This window comes from Actinoplanes sp. SE50/110, from assembly GCF_900119315.1.
Lineage (GTDB): Bacteria > Actinomycetota > Actinomycetes > Mycobacteriales > Micromonosporaceae > Actinoplanes.
In genome coordinates, this window is sequence record NZ_LT827010.1 from 6,066,508 (window position 1) to 6,080,373 (window position 13,866).

At 73.4% G+C, this 13,866-nt stretch carries 14 protein-coding genes; 2 read left to right on the top strand and 12 right to left on the bottom strand.

All coding sequences use genetic code 11. The features are described 5' to 3' along the window. Positions 1–2 precede the first annotated feature (2 nt). From ACSP50_RS27135 to ACSP50_RS27190, 11 genes are all read right to left on the bottom strand, one after another. The gene (locus ACSP50_RS27135) at positions 3–638 is read right to left on the bottom strand and encodes a NeuD/PglB/VioB family sugar acetyltransferase (RefSeq protein ID WP_043512278.1); all 636 of its coding nucleotides are present in this window, start codon (positions 636–638) and stop codon (positions 3–5) included. Next, the gene (locus ACSP50_RS27140) at positions 631–1,260 is read right to left on the bottom strand and encodes a sugar transferase (RefSeq protein WP_014692503.1); all 630 of its coding nucleotides are present in this window, start codon (positions 1,258–1,260) and stop codon (positions 631–633) included. Before ACSP50_RS27140 ends, ACSP50_RS27135 begins: the two co-directional genes overlap by 8 nt. Next, positions 1,257–2,399: a DegT/DnrJ/EryC1/StrS aminotransferase family protein gene (locus ACSP50_RS27145; protein ID WP_014692504.1), complete on the bottom strand. Its 1,143-nt coding sequence runs from the start codon at positions 2,397–2,399 to the stop codon at positions 1,257–1,259. The genes ACSP50_RS27140 and ACSP50_RS27145 overlap by 4 nt, the downstream gene beginning before the upstream one ends. 142 nt (positions 2,400–2,541) lie before the next feature. Continuing rightward, complete coding sequence (locus tag ACSP50_RS27150; RefSeq protein WP_155123636.1) at positions 2,542–2,841, bottom strand: hypothetical protein; 300 nt, start codon at positions 2,839–2,841, stop codon at positions 2,542–2,544. Between the two features lie 329 nt (positions 2,842–3,170). Beyond that, complete coding sequence (locus ACSP50_RS27155) at positions 3,171–4,364, bottom strand: MFS transporter (protein ID WP_155123637.1); 1,194 nt, start codon at positions 4,362–4,364, stop codon at positions 3,171–3,173. A gap of 411 nt (positions 4,365–4,775) precedes the next feature. After that, positions 4,776–5,414 (bottom strand): transcriptional repressor LexA, encoded by a 639-nt coding sequence (gene lexA / locus ACSP50_RS27165; RefSeq protein ID WP_014692508.1) that lies wholly within the window; start codon positions 5,412–5,414, stop codon positions 4,776–4,778. An 85-nt stretch (positions 5,415–5,499) separates the two neighbouring features. Further along, the gene (locus ACSP50_RS27170) at positions 5,500–6,813 is read right to left on the bottom strand and encodes a hypothetical protein (protein WP_014692509.1); all 1,314 of its coding nucleotides are present in this window, start codon (positions 6,811–6,813) and stop codon (positions 5,500–5,502) included. Further along, a complete protein-coding gene (locus ACSP50_RS27175; RefSeq protein WP_014692510.1) occupies positions 6,810–7,541 on the bottom strand; it encodes a hypothetical protein in 732 nt (243 codons plus the stop codon). The genes ACSP50_RS27170 and ACSP50_RS27175 overlap by 4 nt, the downstream gene beginning before the upstream one ends. Beyond that, complete coding sequence (locus ACSP50_RS27180) at positions 7,538–8,410, bottom strand: hypothetical protein (protein WP_014692511.1); 873 nt, start codon at positions 8,408–8,410, stop codon at positions 7,538–7,540. Before ACSP50_RS27180 ends, ACSP50_RS27175 begins: the two co-directional genes overlap by 4 nt. Before the next feature lie 5 nt (positions 8,411–8,415). Continuing rightward, a complete protein-coding gene (locus ACSP50_RS27185) occupies positions 8,416–9,480 on the bottom strand; it encodes a hypothetical protein (RefSeq protein ID WP_014692512.1) in 1,065 nt (354 codons plus the stop codon). Between the two features lie 48 nt (positions 9,481–9,528). Then, the gene (locus tag ACSP50_RS27190) at positions 9,529–9,894 is read right to left on the bottom strand and encodes an iron-containing alcohol dehydrogenase (RefSeq protein WP_014692513.1); all 366 of its coding nucleotides are present in this window, start codon (positions 9,892–9,894) and stop codon (positions 9,529–9,531) included. A gap of 633 nt (positions 9,895–10,527) precedes the next feature. Between ACSP50_RS27190 and ACSP50_RS27195 the strand changes: the two genes are divergently transcribed. Both ACSP50_RS27195 and ACSP50_RS27200 read left to right on the top strand, forming a co-directional pair. Continuing rightward, complete coding sequence (locus tag ACSP50_RS27195) at positions 10,528–11,919, top strand: NAD(P)/FAD-dependent oxidoreductase (protein ID WP_014692515.1); 1,392 nt, start codon at positions 10,528–10,530, stop codon at positions 11,917–11,919. Between the two features lie 145 nt (positions 11,920–12,064). Next, complete coding sequence (locus tag ACSP50_RS27200; protein WP_014692516.1) at positions 12,065–12,718, top strand: thymidine kinase; 654 nt, start codon at positions 12,065–12,067, stop codon at positions 12,716–12,718. Here ACSP50_RS27200 and ACSP50_RS27205 read toward each other — a convergent pair. Further along, the gene (locus ACSP50_RS27205; protein WP_014692517.1) at positions 12,679–13,857 is read right to left on the bottom strand and encodes a lamin tail domain-containing protein; all 1,179 of its coding nucleotides are present in this window, start codon (positions 13,855–13,857) and stop codon (positions 12,679–12,681) included. The two genes, ACSP50_RS27200 and ACSP50_RS27205, sit on opposite strands and share 40 nt — an antisense overlap. Between the last annotated feature and the right edge of the window lie 9 nt (positions 13,858–13,866).

The following is a 13,866-nucleotide window of genomic DNA, read 5'->3' on the forward strand; positions in this document are numbered from 1 at the left end:
CCTCATCCTGCCGGTACACCCTTGACGATCCGGCCCGATTCGACGTCCCGGACCACACAGGCGCCGGCCCCGACGGTCGCCCGGTCACCCACCGACCGGCCCTGGAGCACCACCGCGCCGGTCCCGATCAGCACCGCGCGCCCGAGCCGGCAGTCGCCGGAGACCGCGGCCAGCGGATTCACCTGCACGCAGGCGTCCAGCACCGAGTCGTGGCCGACCGTGGCATTCTGGTTGAGGTGCACGTGCCGGCCCAGGGTGACGTTCGTGGTGACCCGGGCCCCGGCGAACAGCACCACCCCCTCGGCCAGGCCGGTGTCCGGGCCCACGGTCGCCGCCGGGTGCACCAGCCGGGCCGCCGGCCGCCCGGACGGCTCCAGCGCGGCGGCCACCCCGTCCCGGACCCGCGGATCGCCGATCCCGATCACGAAGTGGGCGTCGACCCCGGCGAGCAGCGCGGCCGGGCCGAGCCAGCCGGACCCGAGCCGGTCCAGGGCGCGCAGATTCGCCTCCGACGGGGCGTCGTCGAGGAAACCCAGCACCTTCCACGGGCCGCCGCCCGCGTCGTTGACCGCCGCCACCACGCCGAAGATCTCCCGGCCGTGACCGCCGCAGCCGACGATCACGAGGGGCTCAGGCACGGTCGCTACCCAGGAACAGCGGCATGGTGGCCTCCCCCGGGGCGGTGATGCCGGTGCGGCGCAGCAGCAGGCGCACGGTGCGGGCCAGGATCCGCAGGTTCAGGCCGAGCGAGCGGTGGTCCACGTACCAGACGTCGATCGCGAACCGCTCCTCCCAGCTCACCGCGTTACGGCCGCTCACCTGCGCGAGCCCGGTGATGCCGGGCCGCACCTCGTGCCGGCGGGCCTGCTCCGGCGTGTACCGGTCGAGGTACTGCATGAGCAACGGCCGCGGGCCGACCAGGCTCATCTCGCCGCGCAGCACGTTCCAGAGCGTGGGCAGCTCGTCCAGGCTGGTGGCGCGCAGCGCCCGGCCCAGCCCGGTCAGCCGGTCGGCGTCGGTGACCAGGCCGCGCCGCTCGTCGAGGTCCCGCATGGTGCGGAACTTGACCAGGGTGAACGGGCGGCCGTGCAGGCCCGGGCGCTGCTGGCGGAACAGCACCGGACGGCCCAGGCCGGCCGCCACCGCGCCGGCGACCACGGTGATCACCGGGGAGAGCAGGACCAGGCCGGCCCCGGCGGCGACGACGTCGATCGCGCGCTGGACGGTGTCGGTGCCGCGCCCCGGCGGCCGCGGCTTCATCGGCGGTCACCCATGTAGTCGGCGATCTCGTCGAGCACCCGCCGCACCTGGTCGTCACGGAGCGCGGAGCCGCTGGGCAGCAGCAGCCCGTTGCGGAACAGACGCTCGGCGGCGCCGGTCAGCGCGGCCCGGGCGCCGGCGAACAGCGGCTGCAGATGCATCGGCTTGAACACCGGCCGGGTCTCCACCCGGCGCGCCGCCAGATGCGCAGCCAGCTCGGCGGCCTGCCAGCCGGCCCGCTCCGGATCGACGACGATGCTGGTCAACCAGCGGTTCGAGCCCGGGTCGGCGTCGGCGGGCAGGGTCACGCCGTCGACATCGGAGAAGATTTTGGCGTACGCGTCGTGCAGGGCGCGCCGGCGCTCCACCATCTCGTCCAGCCGCCGCAGCTGGGCGCGGCCCAGTGCGGCCAGGATGTTGCTCAGACGATAGCTGTAACCGATCTCGGCGTGCTCGTAGTGGGTGACCGGCAACCGGGCCTGTCCGGCCAGGTGCCGGGCACGCTCGGCCAGCCCGCCGTCCGCGGTGAGCAGCATGCCGCCCCCGGACGTGGTGAGCACCTTGTTGCCGTTGAAGGACAGCGCCGCCACCCGGCCGAACGACCCGGCGGCCCGCCCCGCACGGGTGGCGCCGAGCGCCTCCGCGGCGTCCTCGACGACCGGGATGCCGAGCCGGTCGCACAGCGGCCCGATCCGGTCGTAGTCGGCGCAGCTGCCGAACAGGTCGACGGTCATCACCGCCCGTACCCGCGCGCCCTCGGCGCGCAGCTCGGTCAGCAGGGCGTCGAGCAGGTCCGGATCGAGGTTGCCGGTGTCCGGATCACAGTCGGCGAAGACCGGGGTCGCACCGGTGTAGGCGACGGCGTTCGCGGTCGCCACGAAGGTGAGCGTCGGCACCACGACCACGTCACCCGGGCCGGCGCCGAGCCCGAGCAGGGCCAGGTGCAGCGCCGCCGTGCCCGAGGTGAGCGCCACCGCGTGCGGCACACCCACCCGGTCGGCGATCTCCGCCTCGAACCGGTCCAGGTCCGGGCCGGCCGGGGCGATCCAGCCGGAGCGCAGGGCGGCGGTGACGTACTCCAGCTCCAGATCCCCGACGTCGGGCGGGGACAGCAGAACGGTGTGCTCATCGGTAAGCATTCCCCCACCACCCATGGCCGCGTGTCACCCGGTGCGAGCCCCGGGGCAGGGGGAATCCGCCGGCTCCACCGGCTGCCAATGCTAGCCCCCGACGGTTGCGGCGGGCGGTTTCCCGATCAGGACGGTCGGCCTGATTCCCCGGTCATGAGGCCCAGGAGGGGATGAAGTTGATCGCCCAGCCGACCGTGGCGGCGATCAGGGCCAGCGCTACCCCGGTCATCATGCCGATGCCGATCGCCTTGAAGCGCGGATTGTTCGTCAGGAAGGCCCCGACCGCGCCGGTCACCGGGGCGATGCAGCAGCCGCCGGTGCCGTAGAAATACATCCACTGGTGCGGGTCGTCGGAGCCGGTCCACAGCCGGTGCGCGGCGAGCAGGCCGAGACCGACGTGCAACGCGAGCACGAGAATGCCGACAAGCACCGCCAGAGATCCCTTAGCCACACCGGAACGTTAGCCGCATCAGCCTCATGAGGCACCGGTGCGGGGGCCCGGTTTCCGCTCTCCCACGTCACAATACGCCGTAAGTCAGACATTTGGCATCGCTCCGGCGGCGTGGGTCATCCCACATTCCGGACGGACGTCACGCACCGTGCCGGCCCGCCGACATCGCGGCGGACCGGCGATCCGTGGGCACCGGGCGTGTCACCGGCGATCCGCGGGCACCGGGCGTGTCACCGGCGCCCCGGGGTCACCTCCCGGGACGCCCAGCGACAGCCGGCCGGTTGCTCGTCACCCTCCCCGGCCGCTCGGCGGGGCCGACCGGCTGCTCGTCACCCTCCCCGGCCGCTCGGCGAGGGGTGGTCGGCGGATCGTCGACCGCCCGGGCCGTAGGCGACCGCGGACATCGCCGCCACGGCGAGCAGGCCGGCGATCGGGGCGAAGGTGAACCCGTACCGGACGGAGTCACCGACCAGCGGCCCGGTGATCGCCGCACCGGCCGCGCTGCCCACCGTGAAAGCGGTGATCACCCAGGCGAACGCCTCGACGGCGGTGCCGGCCGGGGTCAGCCGGTCGGCGGTCAGGAACACCGCGGTCAGTACCGGCGGCAGCGACAGCCCGGCCACCGCGAGCAGCACCGCCATCGCCGCCGGGCCGGGCATCAGGAGCAGCGGCAGGAAACCGGCCGCCAGACCCGCGGTGACCAGCGGCAGCCGGGACCGGCCGCCCGGGCGGGCACGCATGTACAGCAGGCCGCCGGTGAGCGCGCCGGCCGCCTCGGCGGCGAGCAGCCAGCCGCTCAGCGACCGGTTCCCGGCCGCCTCGGCATACCCGGTGACCGCCACCGGAAGGCTGCCGATCGCCGCGCCGGCGCCGACGACGCCGAGCAGGATCAGCACGAACCGGCCCACCCGCAGCGGCCCGGCCCAGTGCCGGACCGCCGCCACCCCGCGCCAGGTGCGGACCACCGGCGTCGACGCGAACAGCGCCACCCCGGCGAGTTGCAGCAGCGCGGCCGCGACCAGCCCGGCCGGCGGACCGGCGACCGCCACGGCCAGCAGGGTGACCAGCGGCCCGGTCACATAGATGACCTCCTGCACCGCGATGTCCAGGGTGTATGCGGCGGCCACCACGTCCGCCTCGACCAGATCCGGCCAGAGGGCGCGCAGGCAGGCTTCCAGCGGCGGGGTGCCGAGCCCGCCGAGCAGCGCGCCGGCCATCGTCGCCCCGGTCGCGTGGCCACCGGCGGCGACCAGCAGGAAGCCCGCCCCGGAGAGCAGGGCCGAGCCCCAGAGGACGGGTGGCTGGCGCCAGCGGTCGACGATCCGCGCCAGAATCGGGGCGCTGACCGCCATCCCGGCGGTGTAGGCGCCGACGACCAGCCCGGCCAGCGCGAGGCTGTGCGACTCCCGGGCGAACAGCAGCAGGGCCAGCGGGGCGGACGCCATCGGCAGGCGGCCGACCTGGCTGGCGGTGAGGAGACGGCGGACGTGCGGGGCACGGAGCAGGGTGCGAAGTGCGGACATGCGCTCTTTCGTTTCGCGACGGAACCGGAACCGGACCATGCGGCGGCCACCCGGCCCGGGGAGACTCCCGGGTCGGACAGCCGGCCGGTGGGCGGCTCAGGGCGCGAAGTCGGCCCGGTCGTGGTCGAGGCCGTAGAGCGGCAGATCCGGAGTGACCCAGGCCGAGAACGCGGCGGCGACAGCGTCCAGCGGGTTCACAGCCGCCAGGGTACGTCCAGCCCCCCGTCGCGCCGCGCGGGCCCTCCCGGCGAGGCCGCCCGCATCGCCGTCGCCACCCTGACCGGCACGCCCACCGCGGTCGAACGGATCCGCCTGGTCGCCTTCGACGCGGAGACCCGCGACCACCTCGCCGCGGCCCTCCGGGGCGCAGCGGAGGACGGCGGCAGCCGGGCCGCCGGGTCCCGGTGACGGTCAGAGGCGGCGGATGACCGAGACGACCTTGCCGAGGATGGTGGCGTCGTCGCCGGGGATGACCGCATAGTTCGGGTTCTGCGGGATCAGCTCGATGTGGCCGTTGCGCCGCTGGAAGGTCTTGACGGTGGCCTCGCCGTCGAGCATGGCGGCGACGATCTCACCGTTCTCCGCGACGGGCTGCTGGCGGACGATGACCACGTCGCCGTCACAGATGGCGGCGTCGATCATCGAGTCACCCTTGACGTTCAGGGCGAACAGGGTGCCGTGGCCGACCATGCCGGCGGAGACGGTGAGGTGGTCGAGGACGTGCTGCTCGGCCAGGATCGGGACGCCGGCGGCGATGTCGCCGAGCACCGGGATGGTGACGGCCGGGTCCGCGGTGCGCACGTCGACGGCGCGGGAACCGTTCGGCTGGCGACGCAACAGGCCGTGCCGCTCCAGCACCTTGAGGTGGTGCGCGACCGAGGACGGCGAGACCAGCCCGACCGCGGCGCCGATCTCCCGGACGGTGGGCGGGAAGCCCCGGTCCCGCACCGAGTCCCGGATCACCGTGAGGATGCGCTGCTGTTTCGGCGTTAGCTGTTTCAGCGCGGGCGGAACCTGCGACCCGTCGTCATCACCGACATCGACGCTCATGTCCGCACCTTACCGCATGATTAGATCAGATGTACGAATCGTGACCGGAACCGCACCTTCCGGGGATCCCTTGGCAGCCCGGCGGTCAGCGCACGAACAGCAGGAACAGCCCCGCCCAGGTACACCCGATCATGAACAGCACCAGCGGGAACTCGTCCGCCAGCGTGCCCAGCGCCGCCCGCCCGGCCACGGCTCCGGCGGCAACCGGCCCACCGGAGACGACGGACCCGCCACCGGGGGCGCCGGCCGGAGCACCCGAGCCCACGGCGACCGGTGCCACCGAGCCGGCGACCTGCGCCGCATCATGCGCCACGATCACGCCCAGAACGTGTCCGGCAAGGATCAACGCCACCTGTGCGCCGGCGATCACCCCCGGGATCGGCGCCACGTTCCCGGCCGGCCCGCCGCCCATCCCCCACTGGTGGATCAACTGCAGGAACCCGCGCGGGCCCTCCACGATCAGCAGCGACAGGTAGTGCGCCAGCGTGTACCCCACCGCGATCGGGATCAGCGACGCCGTCACGTCCCACTTCCCGGCGATCCTGCGTACGGCGAGCAGCACCCCCGAGCACACCAGCAGCAACGCCCCGGTCGCCAGGACCGCGCCGTGCCCCGCCCGCTGCACGAATCCGGCCCAGACCGGTGACCCGGAGGCGCTGTCGAAGATCGTCGACCCCCACCACACCGCCACGAAAGCCGCGAGCCCGCGCGTCACCGGCAGCGGGGCGGCCAGCCCGGTCAGCGGCCGCCGCCACCGCACCGGGCTGAGCCGCCCGGCGAGTTCGGAGTACACCTCGAAGCAGTCGCCGCGCCCGAACCACTCCTCGCCCCGCACCGCGGCCATCCCGAGCTGGACGATCCCGTAGCCGAGCAGGCACCCGCCGATCACCGCCGGCTCGGTCCGGTGCGGCGCGACCAGCTCGAACCACACGAACGCCAGCAGCCACCCGGCCGCCGGCCAGGCACCGGACGCTGGTCGCGGCCGGAGTCCCGCGCGCGGCAGCCGCAGCAGGCGGAAGAGGGTCCGCAGCGGGTTCACCGCCCGCCACACCGGCCCGAAGATCACGCTGACCGGGATGATCCCGACCCACAGCCAGACGAACAGGGCGCGGGCCGCCGGGTTCTCGTCCTCGCCCGGCCCGGCCAACGCGTCGCCGACCAGGTAGACCGCGAGCAGGAGCACGACCAGGCGCAGCACCGGCAGCCAGCCCGCCGTCCGGACGGCGCGCACCGTGCCGCCGCCGAGCCGGGGCCGGGTCCAGAGCACCGCCGCGATCAGGAAGGACAGCACCACGGTCGCCGCCCCGGCCTGCAGCACCAGGTCCAGCGGCAGCGGCAGGTCGGACGAGCTGCCCACCCCGTGGGCGAGCGGGGCCGGGCCGGAAGCGGGTGGGTTCACTGCACTTCGAGCTGGAGCAGCAGCGTGTCCGGGTGGGCCTCGACGTCGAAGAGCCCGGCCTGCGAGGCCACGAACACGATGCACGTCGGCTGGCCGGGCTGCACCTGGTACTCCAGGTTGTATCCGTGGACATGGATCTGCGCGGCGGTGTCGACGGTGACGCCGAGCCGCACCCGGCTGCCGAGCGCCACACTCACCCGGTGCGGCGCGGGCTGCGCCGTGCCGTCGCGGAGGGCGGCGTCGGCCTGCACCTCGCCCGGCGTGGTCGGCCCGCAGGCGGCGGGCGCGGCGGCCGGCGCGGCCGGCGCGGCGGTGCACCCGGGCAGCAGGGTGAGCGCGGCCAGCAGGAAGGGCATGACCCGCACCGCCCGCCACCCGGCCCACCGCGGCCGCGTCTCGAGCACCGGCGACGACGAGCCGGCGTCGGCGGGCGCCGAAGCGACCGACCGCGGAGCGACGGACGCCGAAGCGATGGGCGGCGATCCGACGGCCGGCGCCCCACCGACCGGACCCGCCGGCGACCCGGCCACCGGCCGGGTCAGCGCGAGCAGCGCGAGCTGCACGAACAGCGCGATCGATCCGGAGGCCACCACCAGCACGAACGCCGCCGACAGCGCGCCCACCGAGACCAGGCTGCCGGCCGAGGCCAGCACCTGCATCGCCAGCATCGCCGGCACGGTCAGGAGCGCCGCCGCCACCAGCAGCAGACCCGCGGTCACCACTCTCATGCCACCGCCTCCGCCCGCTGCGCCAACGTTCTCAGCACCGACGCTCCGGCCACCGCGACGCCCGCGCCCAGTCCCAGCGCGAGCACGACCAGGGCCCGCTCCGCCACCGCCGGCCCGGCGAACGGCAGCACTGCCCGGTGGAACGCGGTCACGTCGGGGAAGACGAAGACCGCGGTCAGCGCCGCGCCCGCGCAGACCGCGAGCAGCCCGGCCGGCCGGCCGCGCAGTGTGGTCACCGCCCCGCCGAGGATGAGCGGCCAGGCCAGCAGGTTGATCCCGGCGGCGCTGAGAAAGGTGCCCAGCGGCGGCGCCGACTCGACCGCCAGGGTGGACCCGGCGACGTGCCCGATCGACGCGGCCATCGCCACCGTGCCGGCCGCGCAGAGCAGCAGGTCGCCCCGGTGGAGGCGACGTGCGATCACGGGGATGGCCACGGCCGCCACGATAGCGAGCGCCCACCAGGGCCACGGGTCCGGCGGGCGTTCGCCGATCAGGATGCCGCTGACCGTCACGGCGGTGCCGCCGGCGTCCAGGGTCAGCGTCCAATCCTGCGTACGGCCGGAAGCGATCTTTTTGCCCTCCGGGGTGAAGCTCGGGTCTGCCCAGGTGAGAGTGTCGCCGGGGGCGACGACCCCGGGGCGGCCGGTGACCGTGACCGGCCCGGGTGTCCGATTTGTCAGGCGCAGTCTGGCGCCGTCCTCGATGGCGGTCACGGTGAGTCCCGGGACCGCCGGTGTGACGGTCACCACCCGGCTGCGGGCGTCGGTGGCGACCAGCCCGCCGGCGTGCGCCGCGGCGGGGCCGGCCGTGGTGAGCAGGACCGCCGTGGCGGCCGTCAGCACCACGGTCAGCCACCGGAGCGGGCGCATCGGGGTCACGAACGTTGCAGGAACTGGATGCTGCGGGTGACCAGCACGGTGCCGGCGCCGGTCAGCGCGACGAGGGTGAGCAGCCCGGTGACCATGTGCACGTTCCAGCCGACGGTACCGGTCTGGATCTTGCCGACCAGCAGCACGGCGCCCCAGACGGCGGGCGGCGCGATCAGCCCGAGGGCGACCCAGCGGCCGGTGACCGGCAGCGTCACCAGACGGTTCGCCACGCGCAGGGCGAGCTCGACGACCGGGGCGGCGATCGCCACGGTCAGCTGCGGCCACCAGGGCGCCTCGGAGTCGAACATCAGGTGCATGAGCAGCGCCGGGATGGCGACGAGCGCGGCCGGCAGGCCGATCGGCAGCGGCCAGCGACGGCCGATCATCAGGATCGGGACGAGCAGCAGGACCGTGCTGAACAGGTAGCCGTGCACGAGCTGGCCGTCGACCGAGAAGACGTTGGGCACCCGCACCCCGGTGCCGAGGTGGTGGAAACCGAGCGCGCTGGCGTGCAGCGAGTAGATGTGCAGGGGCAGCACCGCGAACAGCGCGGAGATCGCCACCAGGAACGCGCCGCCGGTGCCCAGCCGGCGACCCGGCTCGGTGGCGGTCATCAGCGCCGGGCCCATCGCGACCAGCACCATGCCCAGGATGATCAGCTCGTGGCTCGGGCTGACGAAGATCTCCAGATTCTTCTCGATGCCGAAGATGTTGTGCCACAGCGTGTCGACGCCGCCGCCGACCAGCAGCGACGCCATGCCGGCCAGGGGCAGGCGCAGCGCGTTGGGCAGCGCCAGCAGGCTCTGGTAGGTCGGGATGCTGGGCAGCCGCGCCTTCATGATCCAGAGCAGGGTGAAGCCGGACGCCGCGATCCCGGAGTACAGCACGCCGTGCCACGGGGTCCAGAACGTCTCCAGCTGCGGTGTCGTGGCGTGCGCATATGCGTCGAGCTGCAGGCCGATCACCAGCCAGGCGCTCGCCACCAGCAGCACCCACCGCTCCCGCGCGGTGAACGCCGAGCTCACCGGCGCGGCCTCGGCGGCGGCCGGCCGTTCCACGGACGTTGTCACGTTTCCCCCTCCAGTCGAACCGGGCGAAGGTAACCTACATCGCCCTTGTTACATGGTTCGATCCGACGGCGACTCCGGTGGACCACCCCGCCACGCGGCCCGCAACAGGGCGTCCAGGATCGCCGGAGTGACCGGCGCCGGATTCGACGGTGGCACGACCGGCATGATCAGATCCACCGCTTCCGGAATGTCCGCTTCGCGCAGACCGATCCCGTTCAGCGAACGCGGTGCCCCGACCGCGGTCGCGAGACCGGCCAGCGCGGCGTTCGCGGTGCTCCCGGTCCGCGGCGCGCCCAGGGCCGCGGCGATCGCCGAGACCCGATCGCCGGCGTACGCCGTGTTCAACGCCAGCACGTGCGGCAGGAGCACCGCGTGGGTCTGCGCGTGCGGCAGCCCGAAGGTCCCGCCCAGCACGTGGCAGATCTTGTGGTGCAGCCCCGACCCGGCCGACGCGAACGCCCGCCATCCTGGCGCATCGTCACCGTCAGGAGGTGTGCCGCGGCGAACCCGCGCGCGACCCGGAATTCGACGACGCGCCGCCTGCTTCTCGACCACGGACCCGGACCGACCCGTGGTGCCGCCCACTGACCTGGCCGGTCAGCACGTGGAGTGGAACAGCCCACCGACGGCGACGCGGCCACCGCCCGGCTAGAGCTTGAAATCCTTGCCCTCAGCCAGCCCCTCGACCTCCATCCGCCCCCACGAGATCCCCAGCACTCTCGGCGATTCAGCCACGGTCTCCTCCATCCGGGAAATCCTTCCCCACCCTCGCCCGCACGGTCCACGGGGTCTTGTGGTCGTGCGGCGCCGCAGGTGGGATGGGCGGTGCCGGGTGACCTACGGAACAACCGGTGGTGGATGGCCTGTCCAGCCGGTGGGCGGCGATCCGCGCCGGGCGCCGCGCTCAGCCGGGCCTCAGCGTGGCGCGCTCACAGTGCTCAATGCGGGCCGAGGTGAGAAACCGCACGTGAAGTGGTCATCTTCACGGCATACGGGTATGCGGAAGTGCGCTGTACTAAGCGGACAGACTGGGAACAGGAGCGGGCTATGACTCAAGCAGGTCGCCGCCATCGTGTGGTCGTGGTGGGAGCCGGGTTCGGCGGGCTCTTCGCGATCAAGGCGTTGCGCAGGGCTCCGGTGGACATCACCCTGATCAACGGTACGGCGTACCACCTCTTCCAGCCGCTGCTCTACCAGGTGGCGACCGGGATCCTGTCCGAGGGGGAGATCGCGCCGCCGATCCGGGAGGTGCTCAAGCGGCAGGACAACGTCGACGTGCGGCTCGGCTGGGTGACCGCCGTCGACACCGAGAACAAGGTCGTCTCGGTGAACGGGCCGGGCGTCGACTACACGGTGGAGTACGACACGCTGATCGTGGCGGCCGGGGCGTCGCAGTCGTATTTCGGCAACGACGAGTTCGCCGACCACGCGCCCGGCATGAAGAGCATCGACGACGCGCTGGAGCTGCGCGCCCGGATCTTCGGCGCGTTCGAGGTCGCCGACCTGCACACCGACCCGGAGGAGATCCAGCGCTGGCTGACCTTCGTGGTGGTGGGCGCCGGGCCGACCGGGACCGAGCTGGCCGGGCAGATCGCCGAGCTCGCCCACCGGACGCTGCCCGGGCAGTACAAGCACATCGACCCGCGGCAGGCCCGGATCATCCTGGTCGACGCGATCGGGGCGGTGCTGAACACGTTCGGTGACCACCTGTCGGCCGGGGCGCAGCGCCAGCTGGCCAAGCTCGGGGTCGAGGTGAAGCTGAACACCAAGGTCGTCGGCGTCGACTCGACCGGCATCGACGTGGAGGACCCGCAGGGCCGGCACCGCATCCCGTCGATCACCAAGGTGTGGGCGGCCGGGGTGGCCGCGCCGCCGCTGGCCCGCCAGCTGGCCGAGTCGACCGGGGCGAAGACCGACCGGGCCGGGCGGATGTTCGTGGCGCCGGACACCTCGGTGCCGGGACATCCGGAGATCTTCGTGCTCGGCGACATGATGAACCTGGCCGGCGCGGACGGCAAGCCGCTGCCCGGGGTGGCCCAGGTGGCCATCCAGAGCGGCCGGCACGCCGCCGACCAGATCAAGCGGCGGCTCGCCGGGAAGGAGACCGGACAGCCGTTCAAGTACTTCGACAAGGGCAGCCTGGCGACGATCTCCCGGTTCTCGGCGGTGGCCAGCATCGGCAAGGTGCGGCTGTCGGGCTTCCCGGCCTGGGTGGTCTGGGTCGCGGTGCACCTGTTCTACCTGGTCGGTTTCAAGAACCGGGTGACCGCGGTGCTGCACTGGGCGGTCAGCTTCATCGGGCGCGGCCGCTCGGAGCGGGTGGCCACGCAGCAGCAGGCGTTCGCCCGCCGGGCCATCCGGGCGTACGGCGATCCGTTCGAGCGGGAGCGCGCCGAGACCGTCACCGCGCACAAGAAGAGCCTGACGGCCGACCGGTAGTCCGGATCGACGGGGCCGTGGTCGCCTGATCGGCGGACGCGGCCCCGTCGACCGGCGGTAACCGGATGTTCGTTCACCAGGTAGCGTGTACCGGCCGCGCCCCGAACGGGTGGGGTGGACGACGACAGGAAGAGGCCCCGATTTGATGCCGGTCACCGCGGCGACCGTTCTCGCCACCCGGCAGCCGGCGCTGGCCCCGGTCTTCGGCACCCTCACCCTGTTCACCGGCCGGATGGGCTCCGGCAAGAGCACCCTGGCTCTGCAGAACGCGTTCAACCGTCGCCAGGCCGGGCGTCCCGGGGTGCTGCTGACCAGCCAGGACCGGGCGGGCGAGGGGATAATGTCGTCGCGGCTCGGGGTGACCGCGGACGCGGTCGAGGTGCATCCGGGAATGGATCTGACCGCGCTGGTCGCCGAGCAGGTGCCGTCCGGCGGGTTCGTGATCGCCGACGAGGCCCAGTTCCTCAGCCCGGAGCAGGTGGAGCAGCTCGCCTGGGCGGCGGACGAGATGGGCGTCGACATCGACTGCTACGCGATCATCACGGATTTCCTGTCCCGGCTGTTCCCGGGCGCGCAGCGGCTGGTCGAGCTGGCCGACGTGATCGTCCCGCTGCAGGTCGAGGTGACCTGCTGGTGCGGCCGCCCGGGCCGGCAGAACGCGCGGCTCGTCGACGGCCAGGTGGCCCGGGCCGGCGAGCAGGTCGCGGTCGGTGACACCTCGGAGACGTCGGCGGTCTCCTACCGGGTGCTGTGCCGCCGTCACTGGCGCAACGGCGAGCCCGGCCCGGCGTCGCTGTAGGAGGCGACGGTCCACATGTCGGCGGTCTGCAACCGCATCGTGGGCCGCCGGGCGAAGGACAGCGCCTCCCCCGGCTGCAGCAGCGTCTTCTCGTCGAACCGGTGCTGCCACCGCTCGGCCACCAGCATGTGGCCCTGCAGGTTCACCGCGGCGGAGCCGGTGTTCACCAGCGCGATCGCGCCGTTCTCCGGGCGGAGGGTGACCTTGCCGGTCAACGGGCTCGCGCATCGCAACGGGCACGGGTAGAGGAACGATTCGCGCAGGTCACCCTGCGGATCGAAGAGGTAGGCCCCGTCGCCCAGGGCGTGTCGCGCCGGGTCGGGGTTGGTGAAGATCTGGCCGTTGAGCCCCCAGTACCTGTCGGTGACGGTGTCCCGGCCCTTGCCCACGTGCACGTACACGTGCCCACCGGCGGGCACCACGGTTCCCCGCCGGAACGTGTACCGCCGCAGCCCCGAGTCGCGCACCCACCACCCGGTCAGGTCCACCGCGCGGCGGCCGGTGTTCCCGATCCGGACGAACTCGCCTTCGTGACCCTGGGTGTTCGCCCACACGGTCATCGAGGCCGCCGGCCCCGTCCCGCAGTAGTGGTCGTTCCACATCCCGGTCGAACGGGTGGACGCGGTCGCCTGGGCGCGGGCGTACGCCGCGTCCCACGCCCACTCGCCGGCGAACGGCAGCCACAACGCGTACCCCCGCTTGATCAGGTCCTGTCCGATGTCGACCCAGCGACCGTTGATCCGCACGGCGATGGACCGCAGCGGCCGGCCGCGGCTGGTGCTCCGCGCGTCCTGCGCGGTCAGCCGCACGACACCGCCACCGGCCCGCACCAGGTGCTCGACCCGGGCTGTCGCTTCGAGGGCGTGGCATTCGCCGGTCCGGTTCGCCGGCCGTGGCGAGTACGTGTGCTGCTCCATGGCCTGCACCCCGATCAGCCGGATGGACCGGGCCGTCTTCGTCCCGTTCACCGTGACGATCAGCGTGTCGCCGTCCGGCACCCAGGCCACCCGGCCCATCCACACCGTGCAGCGCGGGCTGTCCGCCGCCGGCCCGCAGGCGACGGTCGCCGCCCGGGCGGGGACGGGCAGGCCGAGCCCCAGAAGGACACCGGCGGCGAGGGTGGCGAGGCGGCGCAGCATGCCATCACG

What these genes read in the sequence shown, in the direction of transcription:
- ACSP50_RS27205 (WP_014692517.1), bottom strand. Translation starts at nt 13,857, where the DNA reads ATGCTGCGCCGCCTCGCCACCCTCGCCGCCGGTGTCCTTCTGGGGCTC.
- ACSP50_RS27155 (WP_155123637.1), bottom strand. Translation starts at nt 4,364, where the DNA reads ATGTCCGCACTTCGCACCCTGCTCCGTGCCCCGCACGTCCGCCGTCTC.
- lexA (WP_014692508.1), bottom strand. Translation starts at nt 5,414, where the DNA reads ATGAGCGTCGATGTCGGTGATGACGACGGGTCGCAGGTTCCGCCCGCG.
- ACSP50_RS27195 (WP_014692515.1), top strand. Translation starts at nt 10,528, where the DNA reads ATGACTCAAGCAGGTCGCCGCCATCGTGTGGTCGTGGTGGGAGCCGGG.
- ACSP50_RS27180 (WP_014692511.1), bottom strand. Translation starts at nt 8,410, where the DNA reads ATGCGCCCGCTCCGGTGGCTGACCGTGGTGCTGACGGCCGCCACGGCG.
- ACSP50_RS27140 (WP_014692503.1), bottom strand. Translation starts at nt 1,260, where the DNA reads ATGAAGCCGCGGCCGCCGGGGCGCGGCACCGACACCGTCCAGCGCGCG.
- ACSP50_RS27145 (WP_014692504.1), bottom strand. Translation starts at nt 2,399, where the DNA reads ATGCTTACCGATGAGCACACCGTTCTGCTGTCCCCGCCCGACGTCGGG.
- ACSP50_RS27175 (WP_014692510.1), bottom strand. Translation starts at nt 7,541, where the DNA reads ATGAGAGTGGTGACCGCGGGTCTGCTGCTGGTGGCGGCGGCGCTCCTG.
- ACSP50_RS27200 (WP_014692516.1), top strand. Translation starts at nt 12,065, where the DNA reads ATGCCGGTCACCGCGGCGACCGTTCTCGCCACCCGGCAGCCGGCGCTG.